This window comes from Streptomyces sp. NPDC040610 (genome assembly GCF_055594065.1).
In genome coordinates, this window is sequence record NZ_JBVIXA010000002.1 from 685,171 (window position 1) to 703,614 (window position 18,444).

An 18,444-nucleotide genomic window follows, 5' to 3' on the forward strand; every position below is an offset into this window, starting at 1 on the left:
TCAGGAACCAGCCCCTTCCCCCGCGACGGTGCCGTCGCCATGGCCCTGACCTGCGACGGGAGCAATCCGCTCCAACTGCCGCCACAGTGCCGCGTTGAACACGTCGGGGGCTTCGAGCATCACGAAGTGCCCGACGTCGTCGACCAGCTCCACCTCGACGCCGTAGCGGCGCGCGGCGGTCAGGTTCGTCGGCATCCAGGACGTCGAGTTGATCAGCACCAGCGGTACGTCGAAGTGCTTGGGCAGGTCCTGGAGGTACGTCAGCATCTCGCGGAACGCACCCGAGACGACGTCGGCGCCGGTCGCCTCGCGGGTACGGGCGACCAGGTCGACGAGGTCGTCCGGCGCCCCGTCCAGGAACAGTTCGCGGGGCTCGACGGGCCGGTCCGTGAAGGTCTGCACGAACCGGTCGAGCTGCGCGCCGTCCAGCGCCTTGGGCTCGAAGTTGTGCAGCGTGTCCACGCCGACCAGGCCGCGTACCCTCCCGCCCAGGAGCCGTTCGGCGGCCAGCATCACGGGCCCGCCGAGGGAGTGGCCGACGAGGATCACGTCGTCGAGCCCGGCGTGCTCCACGACGGCCGCGACGTCCTCGGCGAAGGCCTCGACGGTCCACCGCCGCCGGTTCCCGCCCGACCCGCCGTGCCCGGCGAGGTCGAGGGCGACCACGGTGTGGCGGCCCGCGAAGTGCTCAAGCTGACGGTCCCAGTACGAGGCGTCGCAGCCGAGGCCGTGGACGAGGACCAGGGCGGTCGGCCCGCTGCCGCGCAGGCGGTAGCGGATGCGGCTGCCGTCCGCGGAGACGGCCGTGGTCACGGAGTCGGTGACGGGCAGGGACTTCGGCGCGGACTCGGACCCGGCGGTGGGCGCGGCGGCGGCCCCGGCCAGCGGCTTGCGGGCGATGACGCCCACGTGCTCCATGTCGGGAGCGGGCGCCCCGTACGACTCCCGGTCCACGCCCACGGCGCCGAAGAACCCGGCCCGTTCCACGACGAACCCCGCGGCCTCGCACTCCCGGCGGAACACGTCGGGGTCGATGGCGTTGATCCGCGGCGGGCCGCCGATCACATGGGCTTCCTCGAAGTGCGCGGCGACGTCGTCGATGTAGCCGGGCCACGGGTCTCCGGCGCGCTTGCGGGCTTCGTAGTCGGCGGCCTTGGACGCCCAGTAGCCGAAGTACGGCGAGTCCGAGCTGAGGAAGACCTTCCCGCCAGGCACCAGCCAGTCGTACATCTTGCGCAGGGTGACGCCCACGTCGTCGGGTGTGAGGAAGTGCATCACGCGGCTGGCGTGCACGGCCGTGAACCGCCCGGCCTCGAAGTCGACGTCGGGCAGCATGCCCCGGCGCAGCGAGAGCCGTGCGCGCGCCTCGTCGTTGACGCGCTGCTGGAGGATGTCGAGGTGCTTCTGCTCCATGTCGAGCGCCACCACCCGCGCCCCGCGCTCCAGCGCGGCGATGCTCGCCACGCCGTAGGCACAGCCCAGGTCGAGGACTTCGCCGTCGCCCTCCCCTGCGTACTCGGCGAACTCCTCGGAGTACGGGATCAGCCGCTCCACCATCACCCCGGTGCGGTTCAGGGTCGCGACCATGCCGCCGAAGTCGAGGGAGGCCGCCGCCTTGAGGTCCTCCAGGACGTCGTGGTCACGCGTGACGGGGCGTGCCGCCGCCTTCGGGGCCGCGAGTGGTGTCAGCGCGACGCGCGGCCGCACGGGGACGGGCGGGGCGTCGGAGGTGTCGAGCCGGTGCGGTACGTCCGCGAGGTCCCGCAGGACGACGGGCTTGCGCGGCACCGGGGTGGCCTCGGCGGCCGGGGCGGCGACCGGTTGCCGCTCCGGCTGCTCGGCGGCCGGGGCCGGTTGCCGGTCCGCCCGCTCAGTGACCGGTTCCGGCCGCCGTTCAGCCCGCTCGGCGTCGACGGCCGGGCCCGCCACCCAGTACCGGTTCCGCGCGAACGGGTACGCGGGCAGCCGCAGCCGCGCCACGCGCCGTCCGTCGGCCCGCACGACCGGGCTCGGGACGGTGTGCCCCGCCACGTAGCCGCGGGCCAGCTCCACGAGGGCCGCCCGCCGCGACGCCGGGGCGAGCGCGGTGTCCCTGGCGCTGTCGGCGGCCGCCGTCACGCGGGCCTGTTCCTGCGCTGTCGCGGTGAAGCCGCGGGGCACGACGCCCTCGAAGCAGGCGTCGGAGCGGGTCGTCCGGGCGCGGCGCCACTGGGTCCAGAGCGCGGTGGCCTCGTCGAGGGAGCCCACGACGAGGGCGCAGCGGTGCCGGAAGTGGTGGCGTCCGGTGACGAGCGTGGCGCTGAGCCGGGGCAGGTCGCCGTCGGTCAGGGAGCCGCTCGCGACCCGGTCGAGCAGGCCGTCGACGACCGCTTCCAGCGCCGTCCCGGTCTTGGCGGACACCGGCAGGAGGTAGGCGGGCTGCGCGGGGGCGGGCGCCGGGCTCGGGCCGGTGTACTCCCGTACGACGACGTGGGCGTTGGTGCCGCTCATGCCGAACGCGCTGACCGCGCCCGTCCGGTGCCCGTGCCGGGGTGCGGGCCACTCCTTCGTGACCTTGTTGACGTAGAAGGGGCTGTCGTCCCAGTCGATGTACTCGTTGTCGCGTTCGCAGTGCAGGCTCGGCGGGATGGTGCGGTGGCGCAGCGCCTCGGACAGGCAGATCAGGCCGACCAGGCCGGAGGCGGCGAAGGTGTGGCCGATGTTGGGCTTGGTCGAGGTGAGGGCGCAGAACCCGCGCTCGTCGGTGTGCCGGGCGAAAGCCGCGCGCAGCGCGTTGACCTCGACGGGGTCGCCGAGCTTGGTGCCGGTGCCGTGGGTCACGACGTAGCCGACGTCGGCCGGGTCGATGCCGCCGCGTTCGTGGACGGACTCCAGGAGGTCGCGCTGGGCGTCGCCCGAGGGCGCGGTGATGCCGTTGGTCCTGCCGTCGTAGTTGAGGCCGCTGGCCGTGATCACGCTGCGGACGGGGTCACCGTCGGCCTCCGCCGCCGCGAGCGGGCGCAGCACCAGCGCCGTCACCGCCTCGCCGGGCACCATGCCGTCGGCGTCCTGGTCGAACGTGGCGCACCGGCCGGTGGCGGACAGCATCCCGGCGTCGCTCATGGCGGCGAGGGACTGCGGGGTGAGGACGAAGTTGGCCGCCGCGACGACGGCGATGTCGCACTCCCCCGCGCGCAGGCTCGCGCACGCCTGGTGCAGGGCCACCAGGCCCGACGAGCAGGACGTGTTGACCGCGAGGACGGGGCCCTTGAGGTCGAGGAAGTACGACAGGCGCGCGGCGAGCACGCCGTCGTGGTTCGACGTGACGTTGCCGCCCGCCCCGTCGAGGAGCTGGTAGTCGCCCTGCTCCACGCCGACGAACACGCCGACGCGACGGCCCCGCAGCTCCTGGGCGCCGAGGGCGGCGTCCTCCAGCGCCTTCCAGCACTCCTGGAGGAGGTGGCGCTGGCGCGGGTCGAGGGCGCGCGCCTCCTTGGGCGCGATCTCGAAGAAGGCGGCGTCGAACTCGTCCGCCCAGTCGATGGCGCCCAGCCACCGGTAGCGCCCGGTCTCGTCGCCGTCGGCCGTTGCCGTCGCCGCGCCGAAGCGCGTGGGCGGCAGTTCACGGACGAGGTCCTTGCCGTCGGTGAGCGCGCTCCAGAAGGCGTCCACGTCGCGGCAGCCGGGGAAGATGCCGCTCATGCCGATGAGGGCGACGGGGGCGTCGGCACCGGGGGCGGTCGGGGCGACCTCCGGGGCCGGGGCGGGCTCGGCGGTCCGGGCGGTCTTGGCGGCCGGGGCGGGCTCGGCGGCCGGTTGCGGCACGGGTTCGGCCGCCGGTGTCGGGACGCGCTCGGCGCCCCGCTCCCCGGCCGCCGTGCCCGCACCCGTATCCGTATCCGGCACCGTCACGGCCGCGTCGGCCACGAGGTGGTCGATCAGGCGGCGTACGGACGGGTGGTCGTACAGGACGGTGGGCTGGAGCGGGGTGCCGAGGCGTTCGGCGAGCCGGTGTGCGAGCTGGGTGAGGCGGATGGAGTCCAGGCCCAGGTCGTGGAAGCCGCTGTCGTCGTCGAGCTGGTCCACGGGGGACTTCAGGACGTGGGCGACGGTGTCGCGTACGACCTCGGCGAGGGCGGCGCGACGCCGGTCGTGCGCGGCGGACGGCTCCGCAGCGACGGACGCCCCCTTGGTCGCGGGTGCCCCGTGCGACGCGGCGAACTCCTGCGCGGCAGCTGGTTCTTGACGGAGCGTCACGCGTGTGGCGGCGCGCTCGGCCAGGACCCGGGCCCGCTCGGCGGGCGCGTGCAGGACCAGCGGCGCCACCGTGCCGGACCGCGCCGCCAGCAGCCGTTCCAGGACGGCGAGGCCGGTGTCGGCGCGCAACGGCCGCTGGCCGCTGCCCTCCAGGTATGCGGCGACGAAGTCGTGGTCCGCCGCGCGCTGGGCGGCGGCGCCCATGCCGCCGTCCTCCCACAGCGGCCAGGCCACGGCCAGCAGGCGCGCGGGCGCGCCGCGCTCGGCGAGGGCACGGGCGTACGCCGTCTGGAAGCGGTTGGCGACGGCGTAGTCGCAGCTCCCGAAGTCGCCGAGGGTCGCGGAGCTGGACGAGAAGAGGCAGACGAACCCGTCGGGCCGGACGGCCTGGGCGCGGGCAAGGGCCCGTTCGAGGGCGAGCGTCCCGTCGACCTTGGCGGCGAGGACCTGGCGGGCCGCCGTCCGCGTCGAGTCCGTCACGGCCCGTCGCTGTGCCGTGCCCGCGGCGTGCACGACGCCGTCGAAGGCGCGCAGCCCGGACGGCAGGTCGCTCAGCACGGCGACGAGGGCGTCCTCGTCGGTGAGGTCGGCGCGACGGCAGACCACGTCGCCGCCGTGCTCGCCGAGGGCGGCGGCCCAGGCCTCGTCGGCCGCGGTCAGCGGTGAGCGGCCGAGCAGGACGAGACGGGCGCGGTAGGAGCGGGCGAGATGCTCCGCGACGCGTCGGCCGAGTCCGCCGAAGGCGCCGGTGATCAGGTACGTGCCGCCCGCACGCAGGCCGGGTGTGCCGCCCGCACGCAGGCCGTCCGGCCCGTGCGCGGCGGGGCCCGGCTCGGGCACGCCCGTCACGTGGCAGACATGCCGCTCGCCCTCCCGGTACAGGGCGGAGACCTTGTGTTCCTGGTGCTGCTCGGTCAGGAGCAGCTCCGCCCAGCGGCTCGCGGGCGCGGCGCCCTCGTGCAGCACGATGCGCAGGGCGGTGCCGGGCAGCGGTCCGGCCAGGGACCGCTCGTATCCGACCAGAGCGTCGAGGACGGCCTCGCCCACGGCGCCGTCGGCCTCGCCCGCCTCCTCGAAGTGTCCGGCGACGAGCACGTCGGGGACGACGTGGCCGGTGGCGGCCACGGCCCGCACCAGTTCGCCGACGTCGGCGAGTTCCCGCAGCGGCGGCGTGCCGCCCGCGTGCTCGGTGGGCCACAGGTAGTGGACGGCGTCCAGCGGTCCGTGGGCGTCGGCGACGGCGGCGAGCACCCGCGACCAGGCGTGCTCGTCGTCCGGGTCGAGCCGGTACACCGTGGGGTCGGCCGCGTCGTCCCGCGCCGGGGCGTCGGCCTTGGCGACGAACACAAGGCGCGTGCCCGGCGCCTGCCGCGCCATCGCGGCGCGATACGCCTCCTGGGCCGCGCGGTCCGACAGGAAGACCACGGCCAGGCACGGCGCGACGGCGACGGCGTCCGCCACCGGTTCCGCCGCCCGCGCCACCCAGCGTTCCTCGAAGTACCGCGGGGCGACGGCCTCTTCGGCCGCACCGGGCCCGGCGGCCGGACGCTCCGCCCGCAGCCAGAAGTGCTCCTCGGCGAACGGGTACGCGGGCAGGCTGAGCCGACGCGGCCGGGCCCCGTCCGCGTACAGCTCCCGCCACGCGACGGACTCCCCCGCCTCCCACAGCCGGGCCACCTTGTCGAGCCTGCGCCCGGCGAGCCACTGCTGGACGAGGGCGCGCCGGTCCGCCTCGTCGAGGACGCCGGAGAGGGCGCTCGCGGCACCGGGGGCAGCCGCCGCGGGGTGATCCTCGCGCGCCGCGAAGTCTTCGAGTGCGGCGACGAGTTCGGCCACGCTCTCCACGACGAACGCCACCCGGCACGCCATGGCGGTGCGTCCCACCTGGAAGGTGAACGCGACGTCGTCGAGGCGGGGCGGATCCGTGTCGTGTCGCTGGTCGGTGAGGTGCCGGGCCAGCGCGCGGGCGTAGCGGCGCAGGGACTCGGGAGTGCGGGCCGACAGGGGTACGAGGTGCGGTCCGGCGTGGTCCGTGGTGCGGGCGGGACGGGGCGGGGCCTCTTCCAGGACGGCGTGGACGTTCGTGCCGCCGATGCCGAAGGAGCTGACGGCGGCACGCAGGGGGACGGCCGATGCGGGCAGGGGTGTGAGTCGGTCCACCACGTGGAAGGGCGAGTTGGCGAAGTCGATCCGCGGGTTGGGCGCGTCGTGGTTGATGGTCGGCGGCACCGTGCGGTGGCCGAGGACGAGGGCGGACTTGACGAGGCCCGCGAGGCCCGCGGCGGCGTCGAGGTGGCCGACGTTCGCCTTCACCGAGCCGATGCCGCAGAAGCCGGTGGCGTCGGTGTGCCGCCGGTAGGCGGCGGCGACGGCGTTCACCTCGATGGGGTCGCCGATCACGGTGCCGGTGCCGTGGGCCTCCAGGTACCGCACGGACTCGGCGTGGACACCGGCGCGGTCCAGGACGGAGGCGACGAGCTCGCTCTGCCCCGCGAGGCTCGGCGCGTAGTAACCCGCCTTGCGCGCACCGTCGTTGTTCATGCCCACGCCCTGCACGAGCGCGTGGATGTGGTCGCCGTCGCGCACGGCGGCGCGGGCGTCCTTGAGCAGGACGACGACGGCGCCCTCGCCGCCGATCATCCCGGCGGCGTCCGCCGCGAACGGCTTGCAGTGACCGTCCGGCGACAGCGTCATGCCCTCCTCGTAGAGGTAGCCGACGGTCTCCTCGCCGTACATCGCGCAGCCGCCGACGAGGGCGTGCGTGGTCTGGCCCGCCTGGATGCCCTGGCAGGCCAGGGCGAGTCCGGCGAGGGACGACGAGCAGTTGCTGTGCACGAACAGGCTCGGGCCGCGCAGGCCGAGCCGGTGCGACACGGTCGTGGGCGCGGTGCCGGGCTGGGCCTGGAGGAAGCCGACCAGGGCCTCGGAGTCGCGGCGGACGCCGGGGCCGGTGACGGGCGCCTGGTACAGGGCGTTGGCGGTGGACATGTACACCGCCGCGTCGGCGATGTCCGCCGGCAGGTACGCGGCGTCCTCGACGGCCTTCCACGCGTGCTGGAGGAGCTGGCGCGCCTGCGGGTCCATCAGTTCGGCGTCGCGCGCGGAGACCTGGAAGAAGGCGGCGTCGAAGTGCCCCTTGCCGCGCATGCTCGCGCGCACCGGTACGTGCGCCGGGTCCTGGACGAGCCGTTCGTCGACGCCGAGGCGGCGCAGCTCGTCCGGCGGGCACAGCTCCACGCTCTCGACGCCCTCGACGAGGTTGCGCCAGAACGCGCGGTGGTCGTCGGCGCCGGGGAGGCCGACGGAGATGCCGATGATGGCGACGCTGCCGTCGAGGTGGGCGAGGGCTTCGGGGCTCTCCGCCGTGGCGGGGGTGTGCGCTTCGGTACGGGGGGTGCGCTCGGCCGGAGCCGACGCCGACGCCCGCGCGGGCACCGAAGCCGACACCGGTGCCGTGGGGCGGGCCTCGTCGTGCGGCGCCCGCTCCGGGCTCAGCACCGCGCGCAGCCGCGCGGCCGTCCCCTCCGCGTCGACGCAGCCGAACACGTCCGCCGAGGTGAAGGGGACACCGAAGCGCGCGGCGATGCGGTCGGCGAGCACCACGGCGAGGACGGAGTTGCCGCCCGCGTCCAGGAAGGCGTCCGTGGGCCGGAGCCCGGCGACGCCGAGCACCTCGCACCACAGGGCGAGGACGTCGGCGTCCCGCACGGTTCCCGTCGTACCGGTCGAGGTGTCGGCGGTGTCGGGCGCGGCGTCGGGGCGTGCGGCGGTGGCGGACGCCGTGGCGGGCAGGGTGATCGGGCGCCGCGCCAGGGCGAGCCGGTCCACCTTGCCGTTGGGGGTCTGCGGCAGCCGGTCGATCGGCAGGATGAAGGCGGGGACCATGTACGCGGGCAGGTCCCGGCCCAGGTGCGCGGTCAGTTCGCGTACCGACGCGTCCGTACCGGTGCCCGTGGCGGTCCAGTAGGCGACGAGCTGGGTGGTGCCCGTGGCGGGCTCGGTCCTGGTGACGACGGCGCACTCGCGGACGGCGGGGTGGCGGGTCAGGACGTGCTCGATCTCGCCCGGTTCGACGCGGAAGCCGCGCACCTTCACCTGGGAGTCGATGCGGCCCAGGCAGGCGATGGAGCCGTCGGCGAGGCGGCGCGCCAGGTCGCCCGTGCGGTACAGCCTGGCGCCGGGCGTGAAGGGGTCGGCGGGGAACCGCTCGGCGGTGAGTTCGGGCTTGTTGAGGTAGCCGAGGGCGAGCCCGTCGCCCGCGATGCACAGCTCCCCGGGCACGCCGATCGGCGCGGTCCTGCCGCGCTCGTCGAGGATGTGGATCCGGGTGTTGTCGATGGGGCGGCCGACGGTGACGCGGCGGCCCGCCTCGACGCGGGCGACGGTGGACCACACGGTGGTCTCGGTGGGCCCGAACAGGTTCCAGACCTCGCCGCCCAGGGCCGTCAGGCGCTCCTTGAGGGCCTCGGACATGGCCTCGCCGCCGCACAGCACGCGCAGGCCCTCCGCGTTGGTCCAGCCCGAGTGCAGCAGCATCGTCCAGGTCGCGGGGGTCGCCTGCAGCACGGTCGGCCGCACCCGCGCGACGAGTGCGGCGAGCCGGTCGCCGGAGCGCACGGTGGCCGGGTCGGCGAGGTGGCACTCGGCGCCGGTGATCAGCGGCAGGTAGAGCTCGAGGGCGGCGATGTCGAAGCTGTGCGTCGTCACCGCGAGGAGACGGTCCCCCGCGTCCAGACCGGGCCGCTTCGCCATGGCGCACAGGAAGTTGGTGAGCGCGCGGTGCGGCACCACGACGCCCTTCGGCCGGCCCGTGCTGCCGGAGGTGTAGATGACGTACGCGGGGTCCTCACCGCCGGACGTGACCTCACCCGCGGCTTCCCGGGCCCCCTCGACCGGGGCGTCGGCCTCCGGTGCGTCGAGCGCGAGCACCCGCGGCCCCGCCGCGTCCGGAACACCGAGACGGTCGCGCAGCGCGGAGGTGCTGAGGACCAGCGCGGGCGCCGCGTCGTCGAGGATGTGGGCGATCCGGTCCCGCGGGTAGTCCGGGTCGAGGGGAATGTAGGCGCCGCCCGCGCGCAGCGTGCCGAGGAGCGCCACGACCAGGTCGACGGAGCGCTCCAGGTGCACCGCGACGAGGCTGCCGGGGCCGACGCCGAGGCGGCGCAGCCGTGCGGCGAGCCGCCGCGTGCGCGCGTCGAGGTCCGCGTAGGTGACGGACTCGGCGCCCGCGACGAGCGCGACGGCGTCCGGTGTGCGCGCGGCCTGCTCGGCGAACAACTCGTGGACGCGGAGCCGCGGCTGGGTCACGGCGGTGTCGTTCCACTCCACGGTGAGGGTGTGGAGTTCCTCCGGCGACATCGGCGAGCAGTCGTCGAGCCGCTGGTGGGGGTCGGTGGCCGGGGCCGACTCCAGGAGGTGGACGTACTGCCGCAGCAGCCGGTCCACCGTCGCGGCGTCGTACAGGGCCGGGTCGTACTTCCCCTTCACGGTGAAGGCCGCCTCGTCGCCGTGCGGCGCGATGACCTCGAGGACGAGGTCGTACTCGCCCTCCTGGTGGATGCCCTCGACGTGGCGGACACCCGGGTTGCCCGCGGTGACGTCCTCCAGCCAGTCCTGGTACATGAAGGCGTGCCGGAACACCGGCGCGGAGCCGTCCGCCCCGCCCAAGCCGAGCTCGCGGACCAGCGGGCCGAACGGGTAGGTGTGCGCGAGGGCGTCGAGCAGCGTCCCCTGGACGTCCGTGCACAGGTCGGCGAACGTCCGGTCGCCGGAGAGCCTGCTCCTGACCGGCACCATGGTGACGAAGTGGCCGACGGTGGCGTCGAAGCGGCGGCCGGGGCGGGCGCTGACCGGCATGCCGACGACCAGGTCGTCCTGCAGGGTGTACTGCCGCAGCAGGACCTTGTGCGCGGCCAGGAACACGGCGGACGGGTAGACGCCGTGCGCACGGGCGAAGCGGGTGATCCGCTCGCCGACGTCCACCGGCAGCCGCGTGACCTCGGTGGCACCGTGGCGCCCGCGGTCGGGGGCCGAGCGCGGCCGGTCGGTGGGGAAGGCCGCGGCGGGCGGCAGGTCCGTGAGCTGCTCGCGCCAGTGGGCGAGCCGGGCGGTGCCCTCGGCACCGGACAGGAGGCCGGTCTCGTCGGCGACGAACTCCGCGAAGTCGGCAGCCGGGCGCGGCCCTTCGGGCAGGGTTCCGCCCTCGACGAGGCTCCGGTAGCCGGACAGCAGGTCCTTGACGAGGACGACGGCGGACGCTCCGTCGAGGACGAGGTGGTGGGCGTTCAGGAGGATCCACGCGTCGCCGTCGGGCGCGTGGAAGACGCTGAGCCCGCACAGCGGGCCGCGGTCCAGGTCGAACGGCTCCCGGGCGTGCTCGCGCACCCGCGCGAGCACCGCGTCGGGGTCCGGCACGGACAGCCGGTGCTCGGCGAACGCGGGCCGCGCGGCATCGGGACGGGCGAACACGAGCCGGTCGCCGTCACGTCGTACGACCGCCGCGAGCAGCGGGTGCCGGGTGCGGACGCCCTCGAAGGCGGCCCGCAGCGCGTGCGTGTCGAGCCCGGAGACGCGGAAGCACAGCGGCACGTTGTACACGCTCGTGTCCGGCGCGGACTTCTGCAGGCTCCACAGGCCCCGCTGCCCCTCGGACAGCGGGTGCGGCACGAACTCGCCGTCCGTGTTCGGCAGTTCGGTCCGGGGCGGGTGCGGCAGGCGTACGCCGTCGAGGTGGGCGGCCAGGGCGTCCACGGTCCGGTACTCGAAGAGCGCGGCCGAGCCGAAGTCCGCGTCGAGCTCCGCCTGTACGCGTCGGGCCAGGCGCACCAGGCCCATCGAGGACAGGCCGAGCGCGGGGAACTCCTGGCCGGTGGAAATCTCGTGCGGAGCTTGCCCCAGCTCGTCGGCGAGCGCGGCACGCAGCCAGCCGCGCACACCGTCCGCTCGGTCCGCTCCGGCGGTGCCGGTGCCCTCGGTCCCGCCGGTGACACCGGTACCCGTGCTCTCCGCACGGTCCGGGCCGTCCACAGGGAGCGCCTTCGCCACGCCGTCGTACCAGTGGTCCTTCTTCGCGAACGGGTACGTCGGCAGGCTGACGCGACGTACCGGGCGTCCGGCGGGCCGCTCGCCCCACGGGACGCTCGCTCCGGCGAGCCAGCGCCGGGCCGCCGCGTGCGGGTCCGCGACCGGGTCGCCCGGCACGGGAGCCACGGCGACAGCGCCCTCGGTGTCGGCGCCCTCGGTGAGGTCGGCGTACTGACTGGGCCCCGCGATGCCGCGCGCGCCGAACTCCGCGAGGGCAGTAGCGAGTTCGGCGGTCGAGCGGACGACGAGCGCGAGGCGTACGGGCAGTTCGTCGCGGCCGGTCCCGAGGGTGTACGCGATGTCGCTCAGCGCCAGCGGGCGCCGCTCTCGTTCCGCGTCGCCCAGGTGGCTGGCCAACTGATGTGCGGCCGTGCGCAGTTGCGCGGGCGTGTGCGCGGAGAGCGGCACCAGGCAGGCCTCGTCGTCCGCCGTCGCGTCGGGGCGTGCCTCGTCGTCCATGTGTTCCTCGATGATCAGGTGGGCGTTCGAGCCGCCCGCGCCGAAGCAGGAGATGCCGGCGCGCCGCGGCAGCGGGCGCCCGTCGGCGTCGGCCGGGGTCCAGGGGGCCAGTTCCCGCTGGACGAAGAACGGCGACTGCTTGAAGACGATGCCGGTGTTCAGGTCCTCGGCGTTGATGGAGGGCGCGAGGGCGCCGTGGCGCAGCTGCATCAGGACCTTGGTGAGCCCCGCGATGCCGGAGGCGCTCTCGCTGTGGCCGAGGTTGGACTTCAGGGAGCCGACCGCGCAGTACTGCCCGGGGCGGGCACCGGCGAAGGCGCGGCTGAGCGCGGAGATCTCCAGGGAGTCCCCGAGCGGCGTCGCCGTGCCGTGGGCCTCCACATAGCTGATGGTGTCGGGGGTGACACCGGCCCGGTCCAGGGCGCGGGCGACGACGTCGCGCTGCGCGTCGAGGCTCGGCATGCTGTAACGGCTGGTGCGGCCGCCGGAGTTGACGGCACTTCCCTTGATGACGCCGTAGACGTGGTCGCCCGCCGCGACCGCGTCGGCCAGCGGCCGCAGCACGACGGCGCCGACGCCCTCCGCCGCGAGGAATCCGTCCGCGTGCTCGGAGAAGGGACGGCACCGCTCGCCGGACGACAGCAGACCGTGCTCCTCCAGGACGTCGAAGTGGTCCGTGCCGAGGAGCAGGTTGACGCCGCCCGCCACCGCGCAGTCGCTGTCCCCGGAGAGCAGGCTCTGCGCGGCCAGGTGCACGGCCGTCAGCGACGCGGAGCAGGCCGTGTCGACGGCGACGCTGGGACCCTGGAAGTCGAAGAGGTACGAGGTGCGGTTGGCGATCGAGGAGTAGGCGGTGCGGCCGTTGTACGTGGCGTTCATGACGCCGACGAACACGCCCACGCGGCCGCGTCCGGCCAGCGCGGCGGGTGTGTAGCCCGCGTCCTGCACCGCGCCGTGCGCCGTCTCGATGAACAGCCGCTCCTGCGGGTCCATGGCCGCCGCCTCGCGCTCGTCGACGCCGAAGTAGTCGGCGTCGAAGGCCGCGACGTCGTCGAGGAAGCCGCCCCAGGGGCGCTCCCGGCCCGTCCAGTCGCACCACTGCCGGTCGGCCGGGTAGGGCGCGGTCGCGCTCTCGCCGCGGGCCAGGTTCTCCCACAGCTCCGTGGGGGTGTCCGCGCCCGGGTAGCGCCCGGCGAGACCCACGATGGCGATGTCACCGGAACGCCGGGCGGCCCGGTGCTGGTCGCCGGAACGCTGTTCCGGCCGCCGCGGTGCGGACTCGTGCGCGAGCGTCTCCCGCGCGGCGGGAGCCGCGGGCACGGACCGGGCGCCCATGCCCACCACCTCGGCGAGCCGCTCCGGCTGCGTCCCCGTGAAGTGGTCGACCACTTCACGGACCGTCCGGCGGTCGAAGAACAGCGTGCTGCCGAGGTCCTCGAAGTCCTTGCCGAGCGCGTTGTTCAGCTGGACCACGAGGATCGAGTCGAGGCCGAGGTCGAAGAGGTCGGCGTCCGCGTCGAGCTGCTCGGGGGCCAGTTTCAGGGTGTCGGCGACGAGGCCGGTGACGTACGCGAGGGCACGTTCGGTGAGGGACGCCTCGTCGACCCGGAGGTCGGGCGCACCGGGGCCGTCGGCCACAGGGTGCGTCGGGCCGTCGAGCCGGAACAGCCTCCGCAGCTCCGCCGCCCGCCGCTCCACGAAGTGGTCGACGAGCTCGTCCAGCGTGCGCAGTTCGAAGAACAGGGTGCTGCCGACGTCCTCGAAGTCCCGGGCCACGGCGCTGTTCATGCCGGACACGAGGATGGAGTCGAGGCCGTAGTCGTGCAGGTCCTTGGCCGGGTCGAGGGGCCCGTCCGGCAGCCGCAGGGCGTCGCGCAGCAGCCGCTCGAAGTAGGCGACGGTGCGCGCGCGCAGCTCGGCGCCGTCGTCCGCGGGGCGCGGTGCCGTGGCGTCCGGCTCCCGGGTGTCGTGGACGGCGGTCCGGGGCGCGGCGGCCGGGGCCTGGGGACCGGCCGGCGTGCGGAACCAGCCGTCGCTCTCGGCGACGATCAGCATCTGGCCGAGGGCGTGGGCGTCGGTGTCCGGCTGGACGCCGGTGCGGAACCCTTCGTCGGCCAGGACCTCGTGCCAGCTCTCGGCGGAGAGCACCGGGCTGCCGGGGATGCGCAGGGCCGCGTCCCGGTACAGCCACCAGCCGTCCAGGAGCCCGAACGTCACGTGGGCGAGGAGGGTGTTGCGGCTCATCTCGTTGAGGAAGAGCAGGCCGCCGGGTCGCAGCGTGGCCTTGACGTTGCGCAGGGTGCGGGCGATGTCGGCGGTGGCGTGCAGGACGTTGGTGGCCACCACGACGTCGAAGCCGCCGAGGTCGACGCCCTGCGGTCCCGGGGCGTGCTCGGCGTTGAAGATGCCGGTGGTCACGTGCGGGTGCCGGGGCTTCAGGCGCTCCTCGGCGCGGAACAGGAACGCCTTGGACAGGTCGGTGTAGTGGTACTCGGCGATGCGGTCGCCGAACGGCTCCAGGGCCTCCAGGACCTTGATGCTGGTCGCGCCGGTCCCGGCGCCGACCTCCAGGACGCGCAGGCGGCGCTCGGGATCGGCCGTGGTCCAGGCGCGTACGGCGTCGGCGAGCACCACGCTGAGCTGGTCGTTGAAGTAGTCGGCGACGGGGTCGCCGCGGTAGATGCCCTCGACGCGCGACAGCGAGGAGCCGGGGAAGAGGATCTCGGTGGCCTGCCGGGCGCCGGTGAGGACGTCCGGCAGAGCCTGGAGGCAGGACTCGACGAGGTCGACCTGCGCCCGCTGGTTGGCGTTCGGCTGCCACGCGTCGCGCTCGGCCCACCACTGCCGCCACAGGGCGGCGGCGTCCAGATCCCGCGCGGGCAGGCCGGACCCGGCCTCTGCGAACAGCCGGTGGCTCTCCTCCAGCCACCGCGCGTACCGCGCCGGGAGCCGGTGCCCGGTGCTGTCCGGCCGCTCGGCTCCCAGCTCCCGGAGCGTCACGTACAGCAGATTCAGGGTGAGTTCGCACATGCGCGGGTGCGGCAGGAAGCGGTGCAGGCGCTCCACCTCGCCGTGCGGCGCGCGGTGCGCGGACACGACGGCGTCGCGTACGGAGGGCAGGGCGGCCGGGTGGCGGCCCTGGTGCTCGGCCAGGGTGAGCCCGCGCAGCGCCTCGTCGCCGAAGGTGCGCATCAGCGCGACCTGGTCGCGGTCACCGGCGAGGAGGGACTCCAGGGTGCGCAGGGCCTCGTCGGGGTCGAGCGAGTCGACTCCGGCGGCGGCCATCCGCTCGCGGTAGAAGGCGTCGCTGACGACACCGGCCACCCCCCAGTACCCCCAGTTGACGACCTTGGCCAGGGCTGCGCCGCGCTGCCGCAGGGCGTGTGCGAAGGCGTCCTTGAAGGTGCAGCCGGCCGCGTAGTTGGCCTGCCCCGGCGCCCTCACGAAGCTCTCGACCGAGGAGAAGAAGAGCAGGAAGTCCAGCGGTTCGGCGCCGAACACGTCGGCGATGCGGACGCTGACGTCGACCTTCGAGGTGAGGGCGGCGCGGAAGCGCTCCTCGTCCATGTGGGCGAGGGTCTTGTCGGCGAGGACGATCGCGGAGTGCACGACGCCGTCGACGCGGGCGTGGTCCCGCTTGATGCGGTGGTACGCGGCCAGCAGGCTCGCGTGGTCGCCCGCGTCGGCCTGGACGTAGGCGGGCGCCGGCGCGCCCGCGGCCCGGGCCCGCGCGGCGAGGTCGGCGAGGCGGTGCTCGACGTCGTCGGCCAGGGGGCGCCGCCCGATCCACACGATCGTCGCCCGGTACCGCTCGACCAGGTACCGGCTCCACAGCTCGCCGATGCCGCCCGCGCCGCCGACGACGACGTACACGCCGCCGTGCCGGTAGGTGCCGGTCGCCGGTTCGAGGGCGTCGCCGGGCAGCAGCTCCTGGGAGAACCAGCGGCCGCCGCGCAGGGCCACCGTGGTGCCGGGCCGCACGCCGGTCAGGTACCGCTCCTGCCCGAGCAGGTGGCCCACGGGTGCACCGGAGTCGGCGTGCTCCAGGTCGGCCAGGTCGATCGTCCAGCGCGTGTGTTCCTGGGCGAGGCTGCCGACGAGGCCGTGGACGCTCGCGTGCGTCGCCGCGACCCGGTCCTGGTCGCGGACGGCCTGGGTGCCGAACGTGTAGACGGACCAGGCGAGTTCGCGCGTGCCGTGACCGAGGGACAGCAGCGCCTTGACGATCCGGAAGACCTCGACCGCACCGCGCTCCTGGCCCCGGACCATGTCGTCGGGAACCTCGGCGGGAGCGACCCAGACGATCCGGTCGATACGTCCGTCGGTCGCCGCGCAGGCGGTACGGATCCGCCCGGCGATGTCGTCGACCGACTCCCCCTCGGGCAGGTCGACGACCTGATGGCCGGGGTGCAGCACGGTCAGTTCGGTGTGCAGCCTGCGCTCGCCGTCGAACACGAGCACCGCGCCAGCCGGGCCCCGCGCTTCGAGGGCGGGCGTCTCGGCGGGGTGCCGCGGCTCCCACACCGGAAGCAGCGTGCGCAACTGCGAGACGCGGGCGGCCTGTTGGCGGTCCGGCGTGGTCAGGGCACGGTAGGCGAGGCCGCGCAGCGCGGCGCAGACCCGGCCCGTCGTGTCGAGCAGGTCGATGTCGAGGACGCGGCCCGCGTCGGCGGCGCGCTCCCCCGGCGCCGGGCGCACCCAGGCGTACATCGTCTCGCCGAACGGCGCGTGCGCGTCGAGGCGGTCGAGCGCGAAGGGCACCCGGGTCGGCCCGTCCGGGGCGGTCGTGGACCCCTCGGTGTCGAAGGCGGGGTCGAGGCCGAGCGAGGCGTGGACGGCGGCGTCCAGGAAGCTCGGGTGAAGGGTGTACTCCCCCGCCGTGTCGCGCAGGTGCGCGGGAAGGCGCAGCTCGGCGAGCACTTCGCGGCGGCCGTCGCGCTCGCCCCGGTGCAGGGCGTGGACGAGGCGGAAGCCAGGGCCGTAGGTGACGCCCGCGCGGGCGATGTGGGCGTAGACGTCGTCGCCGGGAAGGGGGCGAAGGCGCAGCTCGGCGCGGAGCCGGCCGAGGTCGACGGAGGGCGGCGGCGCGGCGGCCTCGGTGGTCGCGCGGCCCTGGACGCAGAGCCGGTCGCCGTCGGCGAGGAGGGCGAAGCCCAGCGCTCCGGGGTGGGTCGCGGCGCGCTCGCGGGTGAGCGTGAACTCCACCTGTCGGCCGCCGTCGCCGACGACGACGGGGCGCGCCCAGGTCACGTTCTTCAGGACGGTGCGCCGCCCGGTCGCCTCGGGCAGGGCCTGCCGGACGGCCGCGCAGGCCATCTCGAGGCTGGCGACGGCGGGCAGCAGCTTCCTGCCGTCGACGACGTGGTCACGCAGGACGTACTCATCGCCGGTGAAGGACGAGCGGTGGCGCTGACCGTCGAGCCGCGACACGTTCTCGTGCAGCAGCGGGTGCGCGGGGGCGCCCGGGGTTCCGGACGGCAGCGGCGCGGGGGGCGCCTCCGCGCGGCTCCCGGCGGTGGCGCCGGTGCGTGACCGGCGTTCCGGATACGGGTGGGACACGGGTGCGAAGGCGTACCCCGGCAGGCTCACGCGTCGGGCGGACCGCTGCCCGGGAAGCATGCTCCAGTCGGCCTCGGCGCCGCGCGCCCAGGCCTTCGCGGCCTTCTTCAGCTTGCCGTCGGCGAGCTTGCGGGCGAGCTGCGCGGCGCGCTTGCGCGCGGTGTCGCCGTCGCCCGTGGCGCAGCCCGCGGCGGGGCCGCTGAAGCGACGCGCGGTGTCGCCACTGTCGGGGCCATCGGTGAACTCGGCCAACTCGGCGGCGAGTTGACCGAGGTCCCGGACCACGAAGGCCACCCGGCAGGCCATGGCGACGCGGCCCGTGCGCAGGGTGTGGGCGACGTCGTCGAGGCGCAGCGCGGCGGCGCGGGGGCCGGTCAGTTGCCGTCGCAGTTCGGCGGCGGCGCGGACGAGGTCGTCGCGCGTGCGGGCGGAGAGCGGCACGAGCTGCGGCGCACGCTCCTCCTCCGGCCGGTCCTGCGCCGCACGGGACGGGACGTACTCCTCGAAGACGGCGTGGGCGTTGCTCCCGCCCAGACCGATGGAGCTCTGCGCGGCACGCCGCGGCCCGGCGTCCCCGGGCCAGTCCCGCAGTCGGTCCACGACGTGGAACGGCGATTCCTCCAGGCGGAGTTGGGGGTTCGGCGTGCGGTAGTGCAGCGTCGGCGGGAGCTGCCCGTGGTAGAGACTCAGGAGCACCTTGACGCAGCCCGCGAGTCCGGCCGCGGTGTCGAGGTGGCCGAGGTTGGTCTTCACCGAGCCGATGCCGCAGTAGCCGGTGTCGTCGGTGAAGGCGCGGTAGGCCTCGGTGAGGGCGGCGACCTCGACGGGGTCGCCGAGCTTGGTGCCGGTGCCGTGGGCCTCGACGTAGCCGATGGTGCGCGGGTCGACGCCGGTGCGGTCGAGGACCTGTCGGACCAGGCGGGTCTGGCCGTTGACGCTGGGGCTGTAGAAGCCGGTGGCGTCGCCGCCGTCGTTGTTCGTGGCGATGCCGCGCAGCAGCCCGTAGATGTGGTCGCCGTCGGCGACGGCGTCGGCCGCGCGCCGGATCAGCAGCGCCACCACGCCCTCGCCGCCCGCCATGCCGTCGGCGTCCGCGTCGAACGCCTT

1 protein-coding gene (only partly in view) is annotated in these 18,444 nt (G+C 75.0%); it reads right to left on the minus strand.

Annotation, left to right across the window (positions count from 1 at the left end):
- A protein-coding gene (locus tag ACZ6AA_RS09440) for an amino acid adenylation domain-containing protein (RefSeq protein WP_471457180.1) crosses the window boundary here: on the minus strand, positions 1-18,444 show its 3' portion. It continues 4,158 nt past the right edge of the window; 18,444 of the gene's 22,602 nt are visible here — the last part of the coding sequence; its start codon lies off the right edge, out of view; its stop codon occupies positions 1-3.